This window comes from Microbulbifer sp. Q7 (assembly GCF_001639145.1).
Taxonomy (GTDB): Bacteria; Pseudomonadota; Gammaproteobacteria; order Pseudomonadales; family Cellvibrionaceae; genus Microbulbifer.
On record NZ_LROY01000002.1, the window covers coordinates 2,181,485 to 2,202,646 of the forward strand.

General features: G+C 56.3%; 11 protein-coding genes. 7 read left to right on the top strand and 4 right to left on the bottom strand.

Going from position 1 to position 21,162, the window contains the following annotated elements; translation table 11 throughout:
- Window positions 1-262 precede the first annotated feature (262 nt).
- Together AU182_RS14790 and AU182_RS14795 are read left to right on the top strand one after the other, a co-directional pair.
- On the top strand, window positions 263-1,336 hold the full coding sequence (locus AU182_RS14790) for a FecR family protein (RefSeq protein WP_066966873.1): 1,074 nt from the start codon (window positions 263-265) through the stop codon (window positions 1,334-1,336).
- A 137-nt stretch (window positions 1,337-1,473) separates the two neighbouring features.
- Window positions 1,474-4,365 (top strand): TonB-dependent receptor, encoded by a 2,892-nt coding sequence (locus AU182_RS14795; RefSeq protein WP_227718286.1) that lies wholly within the window; start codon window positions 1,474-1,476, stop codon window positions 4,363-4,365.
- On the opposite strand, the gene AU182_RS14800 is transcribed toward AU182_RS14795, so the two are convergent.
- On the bottom strand, window positions 4,355-4,639 hold the full coding sequence (locus AU182_RS14800) for a hypothetical protein (protein ID WP_066966876.1): 285 nt from the start codon (window positions 4,637-4,639) through the stop codon (window positions 4,355-4,357). The genes AU182_RS14795 and AU182_RS14800 overlap by 11 nt on opposite strands.
- A gap of 131 nt (window positions 4,640-4,770) precedes the next feature.
- Between AU182_RS14800 and AU182_RS14805 the strand changes: the two genes are divergently transcribed.
- Together AU182_RS14805 and AU182_RS14810 are read left to right on the top strand one after the other, a co-directional pair.
- Complete coding sequence (locus AU182_RS14805) at window positions 4,771-7,551, top strand: TonB-dependent siderophore receptor (RefSeq protein ID WP_066966879.1); 2,781 nt, start codon at window positions 4,771-4,773, stop codon at window positions 7,549-7,551.
- Window positions 7,552-7,868: 317 nt separating this feature from the next.
- Entirely contained in the window at window positions 7,869-10,808 is a 2,940-nt protein-coding gene (locus AU182_RS14810) for a TonB-dependent siderophore receptor (protein WP_066966882.1), read from the top strand.
- A 69-nt stretch (window positions 10,809-10,877) separates the two neighbouring features.
- On the opposite strand, the gene AU182_RS14815 is transcribed toward AU182_RS14810, so the two are convergent.
- Together AU182_RS14815 and AU182_RS14820 are read right to left on the bottom strand one after the other, a co-directional pair.
- Window positions 10,878-12,500: a sulfotransferase gene (locus AU182_RS14815; RefSeq protein WP_066966884.1), complete on the bottom strand. Its 1,623-nt coding sequence runs from the start codon at window positions 12,498-12,500 to the stop codon at window positions 10,878-10,880.
- A gap of 471 nt (window positions 12,501-12,971) precedes the next feature.
- Complete coding sequence (locus AU182_RS14820; RefSeq protein ID WP_066966887.1) at window positions 12,972-13,955, bottom strand: bifunctional 2-polyprenyl-6-hydroxyphenol methylase/3-demethylubiquinol 3-O-methyltransferase UbiG; 984 nt, start codon at window positions 13,953-13,955, stop codon at window positions 12,972-12,974.
- Window positions 13,956-14,109: 154 nt separating this feature from the next.
- Here AU182_RS14820 and AU182_RS14825 point away from each other — a divergent pair, with 154 nt between their 5' ends.
- Together AU182_RS14825 and AU182_RS14830 are read left to right on the top strand one after the other, a co-directional pair.
- Window positions 14,110-14,694 (top strand): MarC family protein, encoded by a 585-nt coding sequence (locus tag AU182_RS14825; protein WP_066966889.1) that lies wholly within the window; start codon window positions 14,110-14,112, stop codon window positions 14,692-14,694.
- 490 nt (window positions 14,695-15,184) lie between these two features.
- Entirely contained in the window at window positions 15,185-17,839 is a 2,655-nt protein-coding gene (locus tag AU182_RS14830; protein WP_066966892.1) for a TonB-dependent siderophore receptor, read from the top strand.
- A gap of 74 nt (window positions 17,840-17,913) precedes the next feature.
- Here the strand turns inward: AU182_RS14830 and AU182_RS14835 are convergent, their stop codons facing one another.
- Window positions 17,914-19,197: a tetratricopeptide repeat protein gene (locus AU182_RS14835; protein ID WP_066966895.1), complete on the bottom strand. Its 1,284-nt coding sequence runs from the start codon at window positions 19,195-19,197 to the stop codon at window positions 17,914-17,916.
- Window positions 19,198-19,372: 175 nt separating this feature from the next.
- Here AU182_RS14835 and AU182_RS14840 point away from each other — a divergent pair, with 175 nt between their 5' ends.
- Window positions 19,373-20,914, top strand: a complete 1,542-nt coding sequence (locus tag AU182_RS14840) for a peptide MFS transporter (protein ID WP_066966898.1) — start codon at window positions 19,373-19,375, stop codon at window positions 20,912-20,914.
- Window positions 20,915-21,162 lie beyond the last annotated feature (248 nt).

Genomic DNA, 21,162 nt, shown 5'->3' on the forward strand with positions numbered 1-21,162 from the left:
CGTTCGTCTTATCTATGAGCAGCGGCATCCTTGCAACAAAATGCGGACCCTGCAGTAAATATGTGCTAAATTTTGCGTTGATTTGTCGCAAAGATTGCACACGGAAGACAGAGCTGTTGATATTAGTAGCGAGCCTAAGCACCATATTGGTGCAATGGGGTAGCAATAGGTGCCATATTGATGGTGCCGCAAAGCGCTAATACTTCATAGTCATCTCTGACAGGCAGTTAAACAGGTTATCGGAAAACAAGGTATTAGTGCGGTGAACCCTCAGGAAGTACAAGACGTACCAACGGAAGACAGGCTGGACCAGGCATGCGCCTGGGTTGCTCGCCTGCGATCCGACGCGATCAGCCCAGCTGACCGCCGCGCTTTTGCCGAATGGATGGCTCAGTCCGCTGCTAACCGCCAGGCGTTTGACGAGATGGCCGAACTCTGGGGTGACCTGGGCGCACTTTCGCACATGCCCCTGGATGAGCTCTACCCGGAGAGCGTTCCGAGCCCGGACTATCGGGCCAGCCGCACTTCTGCAACCCCCAAAGCCCGCCCCGCCACCCACTCCAGTACCACTGAAGTTAGCGGCTGGAACTTGCCCCAGTGGCTGATGGGCGGAAGTGCCGTGGCTGCCTGCCTCGGCATTGCCCTGTGGATCGGCAACCAGTGGCTTCAGCAGGCCCCTGCACCGCAGCAGATGTATACCACCGCCGTTGGCGAGACCCGCACCATTGCCCTGCCCGACGGCTCCGAAGTGAAGCTCAACACCAACTCTGAGCTGGTTGTCAGCTTTAGCCGGGAATCCCGCCGCACACAGTTGCTGCGTGGTGAAGCCTTCTTTGACGTGGCTCGCCAGACCTCGCGCCCATTCACTGTGGAAGCCGGCAGCGCCAACATCCGCGTTCTTGGCACCCAGTTCAATGTAGAACGCAATCCGCAAAATACCCGCATCTCGGTAACTGGCGGCACCGTAGCCGTCAGCGAGGCCCGCACCGCCAGCGGCCTGCAGCCAGAGTCGGTCAAGCTGACCCGCAACCAGAAGGTGAGCGTGTCCAAAAGCGGCCTGTCTGACGTCGGCCGCACTTCGCCGGAAGAGGCGCTGGACTGGACGCTCGGACAACTGGTCTTTGATGAGACACCGCTCGGCGAAGCCCTGGAAGAACTCAACCGCTATCTCAAGGTTCCTGCCGCCGCTTCCCCTGCGGTGAGCGACCAGACGCTGTCCGGCACCTTCGAGCTGACCGACCCGGAAAGCACCCTGGCTGCGATCGCCGCAGCACTGGGTCTCGAGCAGGACCAGAGCAATCCCAACCTGACTCTCTTGTCAGCCAAGCCTAACTGAGATATAAAACCTGCCTCGGGTGACCGTTCTTTTTTTAGCCAAAAGCGCATCGGTCACCCCAACCACACTACTAAACAGCAATAAGCTGCAGTGCCCGATCGCCGATCGCGTCGGTTTTGCAGGTGGGATGAGCAGAGTTGAACTTCAGGCACTGGGCTGTACTGTCACTGACGGGCCTACTGGCACTCTCTGAAAGTGCCGTTGCGTCCTGCCCCAAAACCGGGGTAAAGCTTGCCTCGGGCCCTCTTTCCCGGGCGCTGATCACCCTTGGGCGCCAGTGTCGGGTCTCTCTCGTTGTCCAGGATCGCCGTGCTTCTTCTATTTATATCCCTCAGCAGCAGCTAGACACGCCGGATGGCAGCATTGCCCCCGCGCTTCACCAACTGCTGAAAAAAACCTCCCTCACGTTCACCCACACGGGCACCAATGCCATCGCCGTAATCGCCCGGAGCGAGGAGACGGAAGAGAGCGACAAATCAAGGCTCCTTCCGGCGGAAGAGATCACGGTCACCGGGCGCAACCTTACCGGTAGTCACCTCCGCCACCTGAAGCTGGACAGTTACGCCCCGATTGACGTACTCGCCCAACCAGAGCTGGAGATCACCGGCGCCCAGACGGTCGCCGAGCTACTGAAATTTTTGCCAGCAGTGTCTGGCAACTCCACCAGCACCTCGGTCACCAACGGTGGCAACGGCACCGCCACCGTGACCTTGCGCGGGCTGCCGGCAAGTAACACTCTGGTGCTGATCAACGGCCGCCGCATCGTCAACAATGGCTTCGGTGGCGAAGCCGCCGACCTGAATACCATCCCGCTGTCTGCCGTTGACCGAATCGAAGTACTGAAAGATGGCGCCTCTGCGGTGTACGGCTCAGACGCGATTGCCGGCGTGGTGAATATCATCCTGCGCCGCGAGTTCGATGGCCTCTCGCTGAACAGCTACTACGGCCAGGCAGAGCGCGGCGACCAGCAAACCCAGTCGTACAGCGTGACCTGGGGTGCCGGTGACGAAGAACGCCACCTGATGTTTAGCCTGGCCCACTACCGGCAGGGGGAAATTTTCAGCCGCGACCGCGATCTCTCCGCCTCCGCCGACAACCGCTCCCGCGGCGGCACCGATCTTCGCTCCTCCGCCTCCCCCCAGGGGTTTATCGCCCTGTCTGATGGCGTTGTCAGCAACCGCGGCGACGGTTACACCCCGTGGACCCCGGAGGACCTGTACAACTTCCGCGAGCAGACCTCCGCACTGGTGCCCTCGGAAAAGCAGTCCCTATATGTTGCCGGCAGCCAAAGGCTCAGCGACACGGTGGCGACCTATGCGGAGCTTATGGCCGTGCGCACCCGCGCCGAATCCACCATGGCGGCCACGCCGGTATTTACCCGCTTTGACAACGGCGACCTGAGCATTGCCGCTGACCAGGTGTACAACCCATTTGGCGAAGAAATCACCGACGTGCGCAAACGCGTGCTGGAACTGGGCCCACGGGTTCAGCACAACAGCACCGACACCTGGCGACTCAATAGCGGCCTGAAGGGCGATGCCGGCGACTGGCAGTGGGAGCTCACCGCAGCCGCCCACTACACCGAGGCCAGGGAGCGCCTGACCAACCTCATTGACCCGATCCGCCTGTCCGCAGGATTGAAAGGCAGCGACACCTGCAACGCGGAATCCAGCTGTGTTCCGATCAATCTGCTCGGCACCCCGGGCAGTATTGATGGCGAACAGCTGGACTTCATACGTGGGGAAAACCGGGTGAACGGCGCCAGCCGCATGGCGTCCCTGACCTATATTGCCGACGGCCCGCTCGGGCGGAACCAAGCCGGCGATATACTGGCCGCCGCGGGCGTGGAAGTCCGCCGGGAAGCCATCGACTTCACCTCGACCGACATCAACGGACTGTCACTGATTGGCGGTATTGCCTCCGGCTCTGCCCAGGGCATGCGCCTGATCGGCGAGGCATTCGGCGAAATTTCCCTACCTCTTAAGGCGAACGCCCTGTGGCTGGATGGTGCCATTCGCTATTCCGATTACAGTGACTTCGGCAATACCGCCAATCCGAAGGTGGCGCTGCGCTGGCGCCCCACCCCCTCCCTGCTCGTGCGTGCCAGTTACGCCACCGGCTTCAAGGCGCCTACGCTGGTGGACATGAACCAGACGGGATACCAGAGTCAGGAATTCCTTTTCGATCCGTGCACCAACAGCAATGCCTCTTCGCTGCCGGGCTGCAGTGGCCGTGCGGACCAGGCGCGCATTCAGTACCTCACCGAATTTGGCGGCAACCCCGACCTGCAGCCCGAAACTTCGGACAACCGATCCCTTGGCATCGTGTGGACACCGGGCGACTACACCGGCTTTCATGCCAGCCTGGACCTGTTCGAGATACGCCAGAACGACGTCATCGATACCAGCCCGCAGTACCTGATCAACGAAAATGCAACCAATGGATTGTTCGGGGACCGGGTAATACGGGATGCCCGCGGCGATATCACGCGGATCGTTGCCACTCGCCTCAATATTGGCGCCCGGGAAGTACGCGGCATTGACGCCAGCCTGCGTTACCAACACCAGTCCCGCGAACTGGGTCTTCTCCGCTGGTCCATGAATGGCAGCCACATGGCCAGCTACCTCAACCAGCTGGCACCCGGCAGCCCCACGGAAGATCTCTCCGGCACCTTTGCCGACTCTGCCAGCGGCGGGGCCGGCTCACTGCCGGAATGGAAAGCCAACACCGGGGTTTACTGGCAGCGGGGGCGCTGGGAGGCCGGGTATACCGTGCATTATGTCAGCGGCCTGAAGGAAAGCTTCACCGTCAACGACCAGTATGTGACCCGTCAAATCGGCAGCTGGTCGACGCACGACTTGCAGGTAGCCTACGGCATGCCCAGCGGCTACCGCTTTGCGGTAGGTATCGACAACCTACTGGACGAAGCACCACCGTTTGCCGCCTCTGCGTTCAACGACAACTTTGATGCGCGCACCTACGACCTGACCGGGCGCTACTGGTACGCCACCTTCAGCTTCACAATGTGAAGCAGCCGCTGCCACCGATACCACCATTGGTGATTTCCCCTCTATTCTGATTGTGAATCGCACGGTTCGCGGGCAGCCATCGGCTGGCCTGCGGACAACCGTGTGTTTGCACAGCTTCGCGAATTTCTTTTTTTCGCAAAGAATCCTGCAATTTCGTCAAAACCCGCGCAGCCACTAACTGCGCGCGGCCGTAAAACCACTGCACATCCGGTTCGTCATTTTTTCTTTTTTTGACGCCACAATTGGCGAAAACGAACCAAAGGCGCAATTTCATTCACGAATAACCTTGAAGAAAGAAAAATTGTTCTAGGGTTGATAGCAAGCCTCTGTTGATAGAAGTGCGTAGTTGTCAGGGAGGGCACGGCCATATTCGGCGAACATCACCGGTATCAGGAGAGGTATACCATGGACAAAACCCGTCTTTCTCGGGCAATCAAGGGCGCGATCGCAGCTGCCGCCGTAACATCCAGCTTTTCTACCGTTTCTATTGCTCAGGATGCACAGGCGCAGGTTGAGGAAATTGTTGTAACCGGTTCTCGCATTCAACGTGCGACCGATGCGAATAGCGCCACCCCAATTAGCGTGTTCGATGCTGCAGCACTGGAGCAATCGGGCCAGACAACGCTGGAAGACTTCCTGCAAAACATTCCATCAATGACCGGCGGCCAGCTCGGCTCATCGGTGAACAACGGCAGTGCCGGTCTCTCAACCGTATCGCTTCGCGGCCTGGGCTCCTCCCGCACACTGATCTTGATGAATGGCCGTCGCCTTAGCTCTTCAGCTGGTGCCACCGGGGTGGTCGACTTGAACACCATCCCCACCTCCATCATTGAGCGGGTAGAAATCCTGCGCGACGGCGCCTCGACCATTTACGGCTCCGACGCCATCGCCGGGGTCATTAACATCATCACCAAAAAAGGATTCGAAGGCGCTGAGCTGACCTTCGATTACGGGGCTTCCACCCACGGTGACGGTGATGAGTATCTGGCTGCCATGACTCTGGGCGCGTCCAATGATCGCGGCCACGTGATGATCAACGCGCAGTACACCAAGCGGGAGGATATCTTCCAGTCCGATCGCCGGTTCTCCGAGTGCCCCCTGCGTGAGATTGGCGGCAACGTCGTCTGTGGCGGCAGCGCCACCACAACTCCGGCCCGCTTCTCCCCGACCGCAAACTCCGACCAGCTTATTGTTGATCCGGTAACGGGAGTCGTGCGCGACTTCAATGCGGCCACCGACGCCTACAACTTCGCCGCAGTCAGCTACCTGATTACACCGCAAGAAGTCGCTTCGATGTACGGCTACGGTACCTACGAGCTGTACGACTGGAAAGACGTAACCACCATCAACGCATTCAGCGAACTGTCATTCGTCAACCGTCGCTCGGACCAGCTGCTCGCCGCCGAGGGCACATTCTGGGGCCCCGAGGTTCCCGTTACTAACCCCTACAACCCCATTGGCGAACCCGTCAACATTGGCCGTCGCCTGGAAGAAACCGGTGGCCGCGCGTTCTCCCAGGACCTGAACACCTGGCGCGGTGTGATCGGCCTCGAGGGCGAATTCTGTAACGAGTGGACCTGGGACCTCTCGTACAACTACGCGCGCTGGGTCGACTCTCAGATCGACCGCGGCCGCGGCAATACCGTGCGCTTCCAGAATCTGCTCGACCCCGCGGCCTGTGCGGCAGACCCGGAATGTGCGGCAGCGCTTGCCGATTCCGGTAACGTCCCCGCATGGAACCCCTTCGTGGAAGGGTCGCTGACCCCCGCCATGCAAAACTATGCACTGGTGACCAACTCCCCGGTAGAGCGCTCCAGCCTGCGCAGCGTACAAGCCAACCTGGTGGGTGATTTCGGCGACTGGAGCCTGGCAAGCGAGGCGCCCGCCTGGGCGGTTGGCTACGAACACAGATCGGAGCGCGCAGAAATTGTCCCGGACGGAGCCGCGCAAATTGGGCAAATCTACTTCGTCAGCGGCGATGCCTGGGGCGGCAACTACAGCGTTGACGAATTCTACGGCGAGGTCCGCATTCCCATTCTGGATGGACGCCCATGGGCAGAAGTACTCGCCTTCGAAGCCTCCTTCCGCTATTCGGACTACAGCACCATCGGTGACGACACTACTTTCGGGGTGGTGCTCGAATACGCACCGTTGGATGAGCTCCGCTTCCGCGGCACCTACTCCGAGGGCTTCCGGGCTCCGGGTCTCGATGACCTCTTCCTGCCACCAACCGTGTCAGCAGAGAGCTATTCGGATCCCTGTAACGAGTACGGCACTGCAGACAACGCCAACGTGCAGGCGAACTGTGCCGCCGACGGCATTGCCCCCGGCACCACCATTGCTTCTACCCAGGCTACCGGCCTGTTTGGCGGCAACCCGGATCTGGAAGCAGAGAAATCAGAAAGCTGGACACTGGGTGCGGTGTGGACGCCGAGCTTTACTGACGACATGGGCTTCACCGTCGATTACTTCAATATCAGTATCGACGACGCCATCGGCACCCTCACCACGAATACCATCGTGCAGGGCTGTTACGAGAGCCCTAACTTCAGCTCGCCGTTGTGTAACCTGATCACCGGTGCACCGGCCGTGGGCACCAGCCCATCCCAGGGAGCACCCACACGCCGTGCCTCTGACCTGACCATCGCCGGCCAGCTGCTGAACAGCCAGAACGTCGCTACCTTTGAGACCTCCGGTGTCGACCTCGGATTCGACTACAGCGTGGACGCCGGTGCCGGCATAGTCAGCGTCAACCTTTCCGCCACTTACCTTCACGAATGGAAGTATCGCGGCAGCTCAGAGGACCCCACCGTTGATCTGGCAGGCTTCTTCGGCGCCGACCCGGTGACTACCGCCATCGTGGCTTTCCCCGAGTGGAAGTTCTATGGCACCGTGGGGTATGAGTACGACTGCTGGAGCGCCTTTACGACTGTACGCATGCTCGGTGAAGTGGACGACTTCGATCCATCGCCCGGTGACCTGGCGACGCACATCGATGCCACCTGGTACCAGGACGTGAACTTCAACTACTTCCGCTGGGAGAACGTGACCCTGACCGGCGGTATCCGCAACGTCTGGAATCAGCAACCGCCCTACGTCACCAACAACGATGACATGAACACCCTGATGAGAAGCTACGACACCGTCGGCCGCTTCTTCTACGGCAGCGTGACATTGCGGTTCTAATACCCGAAACATCTCCTCCCAGCCCCGCCCCACCCGGCGGGGCTTTTTTATGCCCGACCTTTCCTGCCCTTCCTGCATCACCAGCCATACCGGCAAATACCTGAAACTTCAGACGAGCGTCTGCCAACGCTAATTGACACAGCTGTCCAAGCTGACTTTGGTTTATTTGCAAATATTCATAAATTTTTTTGAGGGAACTTTTCCCCCATACGTTAAATACACGTTGGGAAGGAAATGACCACTTGGGGGTAGTCGTTTCCGCACACGCCAATTCTTGGCAACACACTATAAATCCAACGATCAAGAGAGGATTTACAATGAGAAAGAACCTCCTGTCCGTAGCCGTAGCCGCTACGATCATGGTTCCCGCCCTGCCAGCATTCGCGCAAGAAGACGCGCAGATGGTAGAAGAAGTGGTAGTTACCGGCTCTCGAATCCAGCGCGCGAATGACGTAAGCGTCAGCCCGGTGACTGCAGTAAGTGCAGAAGATTTCAAAGCCAGCGGTGTTGTTCGGGTTGAAGACCTGATCAACGACCTTCCGCAAGTTGCTGCGACGCAAACCGCGGGTCAGGCAAACGGCGCAACCGGTACTGCTACTGTTGACTTGCGTGGTCTGGGCATCAGCCGCACCCTGGTACTGATGGATGGCCGCCGTATGCCGGCAGGCTCCCCTTTCACCAGCTCCGCTGCGGACCTCAACCAAATTCCTGCCGCACTGGTTGAAAGCGTTGAAGTTTTGACTGGTGGCTCTTCCGCTACCTATGGTTCTGACGCCATCGCCGGTGTTGTGAACTTCAAAATGATGGACGACTTCGAAGGGTTCCGCTTCGAGACTCAGACCAGCGTTTATCAGCACGACAATGACAACAGCAACATCCAAAGCGTGGTAAAAGAGCGCGGATTCGACGTTGCTGACGGTTCGGTTACCGACGGTGAAACCAACGACTTCACCATGGTATTCGGTGCCAACTTTGAAGATGGCCGTGGTAACGTCACTGCTTATGCAAACTACCGCAAGATCGACGCCGTTCTCCAGGCAGACCGCGACTACAGCGGCTGTGCTCTGCGTGGCAGCCCCGACAGCTTCTCCTGCGGTGGCTCCTCCACTGTGCCCTGGGGCCGTTTCACCGATTTCGGCGTGAACAATGGCGTTGACACTGAAGGCTTTGATTACAGCGTTGACGGCAACGGCTTCACCGAGTTCAGCCAGCTTTATAACTACGGTCCGCTGAACTACTTCCAGCGTCCGGACGAAAAGTGGTCCATGGGTGCATTTGCACACTACGACATCAACGAAAAGGCCACTGCCTACACTCAGCTGTCTTTCAACGATGACCGCACCGTTGCACAGATTGCTCCTTCTGGTGCCTTCTTCGTAACCAACGACCTGTATTGTGGCAACCCGTTCCTTTCCGAAGAACAATATCAAGCGATCTGTGGTGTTTACGGCCTGACCAAAGATCAGTCCATGAGCGACCTGGTTGTTACCGCTGCTGACGCAGATGGCAACGCCGTGATCGATCCAGACACTGGCCTGGCTGTTACCTACCCGGGCGCTATTTATATCGGCCGTCGTAACGTCGAAGGCGGCCCCCGTCAAGATGACCTGCGCCACACCTCCTACCGCGGTGTGTTTGGTGTGCGCGGTGACATTAATGACAGCTGGAACTACGACGTGTACTACCAGCTGGCAGAAGTCAGCCTCGAACAGACTTACATGAACGACCTGAGTTCCTCACGTATCGCTCGCGCTCTGGACGTTCGCGCCGATGCAGATGGCAACCCAGTATGTCAGTCCGTTCTGGACGGCTCTGATCCGAACTGTGTGCCTTGGAATATTTTCCAAGAAGGTGGCGTAACTCAGGAAGCAATCGACTACCTGGTACTGCCTCTCTTCGCTCGCGGCACCAACGAACAAGAAATCTTCTCCGGTTACGTAGCTGGCAACCTGTCTGATTACGGCGTTAAACTGCCGACTGCTGATCAGGGCGTCGATGTAGTGTTCGGTTACGAGCATCGTCGCGAAGCACTGGACTACAACCCTGACCAGGGCTTCCAGAATGGTGAAGGTGCAGGTCAAGGCGGCCCAACTAACCCGCTGTCTGGCTCTTTCAGCGTGGACGAAGTATTCACCGAAGCACGCCTGCCCATCCTCTCCGGCATGGCTGGTGCTGAATACCTCGGCCTGGAAGTTGCTTACCGCTACTCTGACTACTCTACCAACAAGACCACCGACACTTACAAAATCGGCCTTGATTGGGTTCCAACTGAAGACCTGAAGCTGCGTGCAAGCTTCCAGTCTGCAGCGCGTGCAGCGAACATTTCTGAGTTGTTCCGTGCCCAAGGCATCGGCCTGTTCGACATGGACGTAGACCCTTGTGGTACCGCCATGATCGCTACCCTGGAAGAGTGTCAGCGTACCGGCATCACCGCTTCTCAGTACGGCTCCAACCTGGATTCTCCAGCGGGCCAGTACAACGAAGTTACCGGTGGCAACCCGGATCTCGAGCCGGAAGAATCTGAAACCCTGTCCTTCGGCTTCGTTTACACTCCGTCCTTCGTCGAAGGTCTGAACCTGAGCGTTGACTACTTTGACATCGACGTTCAAAACGCGATCTCAGCAGTCAGCTCTGAAACAGTTCTGAACCTTTGCCTGTACAACAACGTCAATTGTGACAAAGTAAACCGCGGCGGTAACGGTAACCTGTGGATTGGCGATGCCAACATCGAGTCTACCAACACCAACATCGGCTACTTCCGCACTTCCGGTGTAGACATCAATGCTAACTACGGCATGGATGTAGGTAACATGGGTTCTGTAGACTTCAACCTGATCGCTACTTACCTCACCGAGTGGGAGCAGCAAGAAGTTCCAACTGAAGCTGCAGAATCTTGTGTTGGCACCTGGGGCGGTTCCTGCGGCAGCCCCACCCCGGAGCTGGTTAGCACTCTGCGCGCTACCTGGATCACTCCGTGGAACCTGGATGTCATGGGCGGATGGCGTCACATTGGTGGCACTACCGACAATGGCAGCAACGGTGCTGACTTTGACGCTGTGAACTACCTCGACCTGTCCGCGTCTTACGGTGTAACCGATAAGATCCGCGTACGTACCGGTATCAACAACGTACTGGACAAAGAGCCGCCGCTGACTGCAGACGCTGGTCCCAGCATCTACGGCAACGGCAACACCTTCCCGGGCATGTATGACGCTCTGGGTCGCTACATGTTCTTGGGCATGACCGTAGACTTCTAATTCCTAAAATTAGAAGGAAACGAAAAAGGCAGGGCGAAAGCCCTGCCTTTTTTTTGACAGTTTACATGGTCATTCAGACAGAAAAGGCCTGTAATTTTTAAAGCGGCCTACCGATCGTGAGTGCAGGTCTTCCCGAACTTGCCAGATACTCGCAGTCTGAACATGATTCTTTCTACCTCTGAAATTCAAACAAGCATCTTCCCAAGGTAAACCCAAGAAGCCGAACAGGCCTTCAATCTCCTCACGCGGGCTTTCTATCAGCCTCTCATAATGAATCTCATAGATAGAATCTGGAAACTTAGAGCACCAATACTCCATCAATAGTTGCTGCTGCTCGTAGTATTGACGAATCCACTGCAGGTCAACCGAATAATTTAATGCCTCCCCAAGATGCTGAAAAAATATTGACAGCCTATTATCTTCGAAATTTCGGCGCGTCCATATGAATTTGCTTTTTGGGAACAGTGCCTTGATCAGCCCAACATACATGAAATTTTCAGGACTTTTATCTGTCAACATTCCGATATTGCCAGCACCAAATCTCTTCTGCACAAACGACAGGTAACCAGATGCGAGCCCCCCGCAACCCGTCGCCCAGTCATAAAACTCCGGATACGCAGCACCTCTGCGCTTAAATGCATCAGAAAAATAGTAAAGCTCACCACCCGAAACTATTTCAGAATGCCCGCCGATAATTTGCTCCAAAAGCGTTGATCCAGAGCGAAACATCCCACAAATAAATAATGAGGACGGCGTAGATTCTGCCTGCGGCAGGCACGGTGTATACTCTTTTTTAAAACTGATAATCTCTCGAATCCGGCCTTTCAGATTCTCCACATCGAAGGGGGGAACTCGCTTCTTCCCCAGAAGATTGGCGCTACCAAAGCTTCGCCAGGCTTCCGCATAACGTCCGCACTCGTCTAATAACTTCCCCTCAGCGAAGAGTAATTCTTCACGAGCAGACTCCGGTAACTCGGTCGCCAAAAGGCGCCGTATTTTTTCCATCAGAAGCTCGGAGTTATCCCCCCCCCGACTCATATGAGACAGTCGGCACAATGCCGGGTGAAACCCCGGATCTTCGCGTAAACACTGTTGGTATAGTTTCTCAGCCTCCTCTCGAAGCCCCTGCTCCTCATAATATGAACCGAGGTTGAAAAGAGCAGGAATGTATCTCGGATTCACATCAAGTGCCTTATCCAGGCACTTTTTTGACTCGAGGAAGTTTTTTAGCGTGGCATGGATACCCGCAATATTTAGGTACACCTCATCCTTGCCCCCTATACCACAGGAAATAGCTCTTTCGTAAGCTGCGATGGCTTCTTGAAGCTCTCCAGCACGTGTTAAATTCCACGCGAGGTTAAACCAGGTATTGGGGAGATCACTCCTCTGGCTTACCACCTGCCGATATGTCTGTGCCGCCTCCGCATTACGCCCCAATGCCTGAAAAGTATGAGCAAGCTCGGACAAGTGGCTTAAGTCAGTGCGGTCAATTCGAGCTAGCTCCTTGAGTATCGGAATCGACTTTTCTGGCTGCTTCAGTGCCCGGTATAGCTGCACAAGCTCAATCAATACCGGAATCGGGTTGCCATGAGCGCCCGCACAGTCCAGCAATAACTGTTCGGCTCTCGCCTTATCTCCTGACGCGAACGCTTTTCTAGCCGCCGTAATTTTTTCTAAGTACAAATTCTTCATGACCTATAAACCGAAAAAGCAGCGAATACGCTGCTTTTTTTGAGCCGACAGAGTAGATGTTAAGTCAGCGGAAAATTCTCAGCCCCCATCCGGATTCATATGAACCCCACCCCGGGACATCTTTTCTGTCATTTTCCGAGATTCTTCGGCCCTCCTATCCCACTGCGCCTGCGTCAGACACGTGCGCACCGGCAAACGGGAGCCCACAACAGACTCGTTTTTACACACCCGCTTGTCAGCTTCACTGACATTAGAGTTGGGATTCCCCGCGAGACTCGAACTAGACGCCGAGTTTTCACCAGTTGAAGCACAGCCTATCGCCAGCGAACAAACCACTATCAGTCCTGCAAACTTGACCACGTTGGCCTCCTGTTCCTATAAGATTAGCAATCCGATTACATCGTATATTCAAGTAAAGTTCCATGCTTGAACTGGAATCGGTAGCTATTTAACTGATTGCGCGCGAGCCGACTATTTTCGCATCGCCCCAGTCAGCTGCCATGCAATTTGCGCCCCACTTTCTGCCGTCAACATTGGCTCAACTTTGGCGTTGAGCCGCCTCTTTGCAAGCTCCAATACCAGCGCATCGACCTGAGACTCGGACATGGCCGAGGCGCACATCCCATCCATCCTCCCAGCAAACGACGCCACCTCCTGCGCAGCAGCTTGCAACCAACTGAGCACTTGCTCTCGCTGAAACCTGGGTAAGTCTCTGTGTATTTGATTTACGTCGCGGTATAAACGGTAAACCATGCCAGCGGCCGCGCCCCGCCCTCGCCGCCGCATAATATCTTCCAGAGCACGAAATTTGGCGACAAGCCGTCCCGAGCTACCCTCATAGGCTCTACGCTCCCCACCTTCGAGCACAGCATAAGCGTCTTTGAACATCTCCATCGAAAGTGGCAGGAACTCGGTTTGAACCAACTCCCGCGCCCCTTCCATCTGGTCATAACATTCTTTGTATATCTGTCCACCAACACAGTGCAATAAAAGAATAAGTTGCCCACCCGCCCGAAGCTGGCTTACCAGATCCAGAATGGCTGCCTCTCCGGCATATTCCACTCCGAATTGACTGCATACGATATCGAAGTTCCCGGATAACAATGGAAGGTCTTGCACATCGGCCACTACGCCTTGCGCACTCGGAAAATGATTAATCATTGACCGCACGGCGGCATGCGAAATGTCTACTCCACAGTATTCCACCTTGCCCAACCAACCTGCTTCATCGAGAATCGACGCAACCCCCCCACGCCCACAAGCCACATCTAAGACCCGCAAAGGCAGCGTGCCTGTCAAATTAGAGCCAATCGATGCCAGCCAAAATTCACGCACGAATTGGGCTGCCGTGCCACTAACACCGGCCATATCAGCGCCAAGGGCCTTCTCCCAGTAGTGCTCCCATGCGTCGCTATCTGCATGTTCGCGCCGTGGATCTGTTTGATCCTCAATCATTTGGCCACCCGCACTCTTGCTCCATTTATACTGCCCATATAGCTAGGCTAGAATAGCTGACAATCATGCTGCTTCGTAGGTCACGTCACAACCCAAATAGCAGACACACCTAGTCGGCCGCTACGCCCTCCCATTATTTTTTTAAGTTGACCCAATGGATACCTTAACCGCCTTCCTCACCCTCCTCTTCGTCATGGACCCCCTTGGCAATATCCCGGTGTTCCTCGCGGCCCTGAAGAATGTTCCGCCGAAGCGTCAACTTTACGTCATCATGCGCGAGCTCATCTTCGCTCTGATCGTGTTGCTGGTGTTCCTGTATGGCGGGCGATTTGTGCTGGCCTGGTTGGGGCTCTCGCAGGAGGCTATCCGGATTGCCGGGGCAATCATTCTGTTTTTGATCGCGATACGTATGGTATTCCCGATTGAAGGGGGGATTATGGGTGAGCGCCTCGAAGGGGAGCCCTTCTTTGTACCCCTCGCTGTCCCTCTGGTAGCTGGGCCATCCACCATGGCAATCCTGATGCTAATGACAAACAGTGAAGGCGAGCAGCTCTGGGACTGGACCCTGGCATTACTGGGAGCCTGGGGCGTATCCGCGGTGATATTGCTCGCATCCTCGCCACTGGCGCGGCTGCTGGGTAACCGAGGATTGATCGCAGTAGAGCGGTTGATGGGTATGGTGCTGGTCATGCTGGCCGTCCAGCTGTTCCTCGACGGCATCAAGCAAAGCCTCAATTAAACACCCCTGCCATGAGGCGGCCGGTTGCACCGGCGCCTCATCCTCCCCTCACATTCTTGCACTCTTGTCTAACTTTTTGCCGCACTAGCAGCAGAAGGCTTGACAGTATTTTTCGCTAAAGAAACACCCACCAGCAAAACATAGGGCTATAAAAGCCTATCCAGCCTTCAAATCGATGGATTTTCATACACATCGAAAGCCTTGCACAAAAAACAACCTCAATGGTTTTTTGAGCAAAAGTTACAGTTATCCTAATAAAAAGATTAATTTATTAGCATGTAACAATTATTTACTTTAAAAGCGGATGTTAACACTTCTTAACGATCAATATTTGATCGACATGCATGGCGAATAAACAAAATGACTAATATCAGACAGATCATGTAATGTCAGGTTAGTTCCACAAATCATCGTCATCCTTTAAAGTCAGCCGGCACTCGAATTACAACTAACCAATAAAAGTGCCTCTAAGTACATAAAGGATGCATTTATGATCAAGACCAAGTTGAGCATTGCTATTGCAGCATTCAGCACCCTGGCTTCCGCCGCTGTTTCCGCTCAGGAAGCCGTGCCTGGCCCGACCGTTGAAGAAGTGATTGTTACCGGTTCCCGTATTGCGCGTGATCCGCTCTCCACCACCGGCCCTATCACTATCGTTGACTCCGAAGCGATCAGCCGCTCCGGCGTGGGCACCATCGACGAGCTGCTGAACCAGCTGCCGTCCATGGGTACCACTGGCATCAACGCAAACGACAACAACGGCGGCCAAGGCCTGGCATTTGTTGATCTGCGTAACCTGGGCTCCGCCCGTACTCTGGTACTGGTAAACGGCCGTCGCTTCGTGTCGTCCGCTTCCGGCGTTAGCTCTGCCGTCGACATGAACAACATTCCCGTTGACATGATCGACCGTATCGAAGTTCTGACCGACGGCGCTTCTGCCGTTTACGGTTCTGACGCTGTTGCCGGCGTTATCAACGTGGTGATGAAGGACTCCTTCGAAGGCGTTCGTATCAACGCTCGCGCCGGTAGCACCTCTGAAGGTGGCGGCGAAAATGGCGAGCTGTCCATCACCTTCGGTGGTGAAGGCGAGCGCGGCAAATTCATTGCCAACATCAACCACAGCCAGCGCGACGAAATTACCTACAACGATCGCGAGTGGGCTGGCCTGACCAGCTCCATGGGCCCGAATGGCAATATTTTCACTCGCTACGGCGCCTTCAGCGTTCAGGAAGATGGCCTGACCCTGGGTGGTTACGAGGGCTACGACATTGGCCAGCACATGTGGCTGTCTGGCGCGATGGAGCGCACCTCTGTGACCGCTTCCGGCACCTACTCTGCTACTGACGCCGTAGAAGCCTGGGGTGAGTTCAGCTACACCACCAAAACCACCAACCAGCAGCTGGCTGCCCAGCCAATGTACGCCGGTAACGGTTTTAACCTGGATCCGGAACAGCACCTGCCGCAGGAAATCAAAGACCAGCTGCAAGATGCATGGCAAGAAGCCAAAGACGCCTATGACGCAGCCGTGGCTGCCGGCGTAGCGGAAGACGAGCTGCCCGCTTACCCGGGTGACAGCTGGGTTGAAGGTTTCTCCGACTACCGTGTTCGCCCGGTTGCCGGTGGTACCCGTGACTACGAACAGTCTACCGACACCTTCCGCATCGCTTCTGGTCTGCGCGGCGATCTGGCCAACGGCTGGAGCTGGGACACCTTCGCCAGCTACGGTAAGAACTCCGGTGACAATGTCACTTACAACTCTTACAACAAGGCGCGCCTGAACGAAATTTTCAGCGGCGAAGCAGGTCTGGACTTTGATTTCACCGGTGGCATGAGCCCGGAAATCATGGACTACTTCCGCTACGACGATCGTGAAGACAACCAGTACGAGCTGGTCAACGTTGGCGCAGCGCTGTCTGGCGACATCGATGCCATCGAGTTCCAGGGCGGCACCCTCGGTTTCGCAGCGGGTCTTGAGTACCGCGATGAATCCGGCGAGTTCAACCCGTCCCAGGAAACCCGCAGCGGTGAAACCTTCGGCAACCAGCAAGACGCCACTGGCGGCAGCTACAACGTTTCTGAAGTATTCGCTGAATTCAACCTGCCGATCCTGGCGGGCGTAACCGGCGCGGAAGAGCTGTCTGCCGACGTGGCCGTACGCTACTCCGACTTCAGCACCTTCGGCGGTCAGAGCACCGGCAAGCTGGGCCTGGTTTACGCACCGGTTGAAGATGTTCGCTTCCGCGCTAGCCTGTCCACCGCGTTCCGCGCACCGGGCATCTACGAGCTGTACAGCGGTTCCGCGCAGAGCTATGAGTTCCTGATCGATCCGTGCGACACCAGTGCTTCCAACAAGGAAGGTCAGGGCGACTTCTGTGACGTTGACAACGGCTTCACCCAGGCTGGTAACCAGGTACCGACCAACATCGGCGGTAACGAAAACCTGACCCCGGAAGAAGCCAAAACCTTCACCGCTGGTGTGGTTTGGACCCCGAGCTTCGTAGACGACCTGTCCATCACCCTGGACTACTACGACATCCAGGTTGAAGACGCGATCACTTCTCCGGACCTGCAGAAGATCCTGGACGACTGCTTCCGCGAAGGCATCGAAAGTGCATGCGCACTGGTGACCCGCGGTGCTGGTGACCAGATCGTGAAGCTGGAAGGTGCGAAGATGAACATCGGCCAGGTGGACACCCGCGGTGTGGACATCGACATCGTTCAGAACCTGCACTTCGACGCTGGTCAGCTGGCGCTGCGCGCCCAGGCTACCCGTCTGCTGGAGTATAACGAATTCAATAAGCAGTCTGGCACCGAGTCTGACTACCTGGATTACGTTGGCACCACCGGAGGTCTGTTCGTGAAGTGGCGCGGCCTGGCGAGCGCCATGTGGTACGGCAGCGACTGGGAAGCTGGTCTTGAAGCTCAGTACCTGAGCGAAGGCGAGAGCGCGTACAAGCCTGTTGGTGCAGTAACCTACGTGAACCTGAAAGCCGGCTGGGACCTGAGCGACTCTCTGCGTCTCTCCACCGGTATCGACAACGTGGGCAATGTTGAGCCGGAAGACACCTCTGGCTACAACGACTGGAACAGCTCCTACGACTTCAAAGGTCGCTACTTCTGGGCTGGCGCTTCTTACCAGTTCTAAGTTGCCGACGATGTCGAACTGACGTTCCGTCAAGCGAAAAGGGGATGCCATTGGCATCCTCTTTTTCATTCTGGTTAACGCAAAAATTCATCCGGTTCAATTACGCGAATACCGGCGCCTGCACCGATACCCTGACGGGTGCTCTGCCCCGTACTGTTACCTCCGCTACCCAACCCCATCGATTCCAGTTTTCTCATATACACACTTTGTGCAGAGGGGTTATCCGCAAGGTGAAAGGCCTGGAAAAAGTGCTCTCGCGAGTCATCCATTTCGCCCAAACGATAGCTGGCGAGTCCCATCAAAAAATGAAACCGGTGATCGTCTTCGTATTGCCAGAGCGCCCGTTTTAGCTGTTTCTGCGCACTTTTATAGTCGCCGTGCTCGTAGGCATTGCGCGCCTGGTAATAGAGGTAGTAGGGGTTGCGTTCGCGGTGGAAGCGGGCTTTTTTTGCATAAAAGTCCGCGAGCTCGACCTGTTGCTGAGTGCGATACAGGCGCTCGAGATTGCTCATCGCAATGGTGTGACTGGATTTTAATTGCAGTGCCTGCAGGTAACTCTGCTCGGCTGCGGTGAACCGCTGATTTCGGCTATACAGGGCCCCGAGGTTGGCCCATAAATCGGCGTTGCCCGGCTTTAACTCCAGTGCCTTGCGCAGGTAGCGGAAGGCTTCCGGCATTTTTTCCTGCTGCATCAGCTCGAGGCCGCGGTTGCTGTAATACTGAGCGAACGCCTCGGTATCGGAAATCTTGCGCTGATCGTATATCGGGTCGTAGGCCTCCAGATTGAAATCCACCACCCGGCGGCCGCGGTGGCTCTCGCTGACCATGTTGATATGCCGGTAGACCACAAAAGTCTGGGATTCCTCGTGCCCCCAGACCGGCGGAACCTCCACCTGGTTAAAGTAGGCATCCGCGCCCAGCTCACGCGCCATGGCCACCATCATCACCGTGAAAGCCATGCAATTGCCTTCTTGCTGGCGATAGGTTTCGCTGGCACTCAAAGTTCTATCGGCCTGGTAGTGGACGGTGAATTCCTGATCCTGAAACCCGCGTATCAGTGCCTGCAGGCGCTGCTGGGGGCTGGCGTGGGGGGCGATGCTGGTGAGGTAGGTGCGCATTTCCGGTGCCAGACCGAGAATATCGTCTTCTGGCAGCTCGGCGGCGTTCAGGGGCTCGCCCAGCAGGGCCTGCCCGGAGAGCAGCCAGGCGGAGTCGATCGGCGCGCTGGTCTGCGGCGGCGCACCGGCGCAGCCAGCCAGTGCCACAAAGGCGGCTACCGCGCAGGATTTCTTCCAGGCGTGCACGCTGCGGGCCAGCCACCGGCGTTCTTGCAGCCCGGTCGTATGCGGGGTATTCATGGTTATTCTCCCCATAACGTGTTCTGAATCCCTGATTTTCCATAATTCCTGTCGCAAAGGAATACTTTTCACAGGCGCATTTCCTGTTTCACCTGCAACCATTCGCCTGATTGCGAGACCGCTGGTACACTCGGAAAGGTTAACTTATAACGTTATAACAACCGGAAACGCTGATATGTCGTCACAACCACAACAAAACAGCGATGGCTTCTTTGGTCATCCCAAGGGGCTCTCCACCCTATTCTTCACCGAGATGTGGGAGCGGATGAGTTACTACGGTATGCGCGCCCTGCTGGTCCTGTTCATGACCGCCAGCCTGCAGCAGGAAGGCCTCGCCTTCACCGTTGCCGCCGCTACCGCTATCTACGGCCTTTACACCGGTGCGGTGTACTTCCTGGGACTCCCGGGTGGCTGGATTGCCGACCGCCTGCTGGGCGGCCAGCGTACCGTCTGGTACGGCGGTATCATCATCATGTGCGGCCATATCGTGCTCGCCATCCCCAGCGACCATACCTTCTTTATTGGTCTGATCCTGGTCGCCACCGGCACCGGTCTGCTCAAACCCAATATTAGTGCTCTGGTTGGCCACCTGTACGCGGACAACGATGTGCGCCGCGACAGTGGTTACGCCCTGTACTACATGGGTATCAATATCGGTTCCGTGCTCGGCTACATGATCTGTGGCTACTTCGGTGAGAAGGTGGGCTGGCACTGGGGCTTCGGCGCCGCTGCAATCGGTATGGCTATTGGCCTGATCCAGTACCGCAAGACCATCGGCAACCTGGGCGACGCCAGCCTCAAGCCTGAGCACCCCATGACACCGGCGGGTGAAAAGAAAGCCTGGGGAGTTATCTGGGCGGTTGTCGGCGCCGTAGTAGTGATTACGGCTCTCACCATGAGTGGCGTGATTACCTTCGACCCGGTCGCAGTGGCTACCAAGGTCGCTATCTTCTTTACCGCAATCTTTTTCATCTACTACGCCTATATCTACTTCGGCGGCAAGCTGAGCCAGGCCGAAAAGAAACGGATGTGGGCACTGTTCCTTGTGTGTGTCGCCTCCGCGTGTTTCTGGTCTGGCTTCGAGCAGGCGGGCTCCTCCCTGAACCTGTTTGTCCGCGATTTTACCGATCGCACAATGGGCTCCTTTGAGATTCCGGCGTCCTGGTTCCAGAATTTGAACCCGATGTTCATCATCATCCTGTCGCCCTTCTTCGCCGCCCTGTGGATCAACCTGGGCAAGCGCATGATCACGCCCTCCTACAGCATGAAATGCGCGATCGGCTTGATCATCATGGCCACCGGCTTTATCGTGATGTTCTTCGCCGCCCAGCAGGCGGCACAGGGCCTCGAAGTTGCACCGATGTGGCTGGTGACCACTTACTTCCTGCACACCGTGGGTGAACTGTGCCTGAGCCCGGTGGCCCTGAGCGCGGTAAGCAAGCTGTCGCCGCGTCGCTTTGCCGGCCAGATGATGGGTGTGTTTGTACTCACCTACTCCATCGGCAATGTTATTGCCGGTCTGCTGGCGGGTAATTTTGATCCGGACAACATCTCCACCCTCCCGAACCTGTACCTGCAGATCGCCATCTTCAGTATTGGTATCGGTGCGGTGATCGCGCTGATCAGCCTCAAGTCCAAGTCCTGGGAGGGCCAGGGTTTGGATCACATCGAGGCGGTTGAGCCGGCAGAGGCAACGGCCAAAACCGTCAACCCCTAACCTGATCTGCTCAAATCAAAAAAAAGGCCGCACTGGTAACCAGTGCGGCCTTTTTTAATGCTTCTCATTGCAAATTCTGAATTAAAAGAATTGGTCTCAGCAAAAGACCAAACAGACCAGTATTGCCAATAAAGACTATCCATCAGCAATTCCAGTCTTCTTTCGGCTAAAAATCGCGCTCAAGCCACAAAAATATTTCATTTTTTGAGGGAGCACTCTATTCCATCGTCATAGATCTTGTTGGGAGG

Excerpts from the sequence above, each read along its gene's own strand:
- AU182_RS14820 (WP_066966887.1), bottom strand. The coding sequence starts at position 13,955 with ATGATTGAGGATCAAACAGATCCACGGCGCGAACATGCAGATAGCGAC.
- AU182_RS14835 (WP_066966895.1), bottom strand. The coding sequence starts at position 19,197 with ATGAATACCCCGCATACGACCGGGCTGCAAGAACGCCGGTGGCTGGCC.
- AU182_RS14815 (WP_066966884.1), bottom strand. The coding sequence starts at position 12,500 with ATGAAGAATTTGTACTTAGAAAAAATTACGGCGGCTAGAAAAGCGTTC.
- AU182_RS14825 (WP_066966889.1), top strand. The coding sequence starts at position 14,110 with ATGGATACCTTAACCGCCTTCCTCACCCTCCTCTTCGTCATGGACCCC.
- AU182_RS14805 (WP_066966879.1), top strand. The coding sequence starts at position 4,771 with ATGGACAAAACCCGTCTTTCTCGGGCAATCAAGGGCGCGATCGCAGCT.
- AU182_RS14810 (WP_066966882.1), top strand. The coding sequence starts at position 7,869 with ATGAGAAAGAACCTCCTGTCCGTAGCCGTAGCCGCTACGATCATGGTT.
- AU182_RS14800 (WP_066966876.1), bottom strand. The coding sequence starts at position 4,639 with ATGAAATTGCGCCTTTGGTTCGTTTTCGCCAATTGTGGCGTCAAAAAA.
- AU182_RS14840 (WP_066966898.1), top strand. The coding sequence starts at position 19,373 with ATGTCGTCACAACCACAACAAAACAGCGATGGCTTCTTTGGTCATCCC.
- AU182_RS14830 (WP_066966892.1), top strand. The coding sequence starts at position 15,185 with ATGATCAAGACCAAGTTGAGCATTGCTATTGCAGCATTCAGCACCCTG.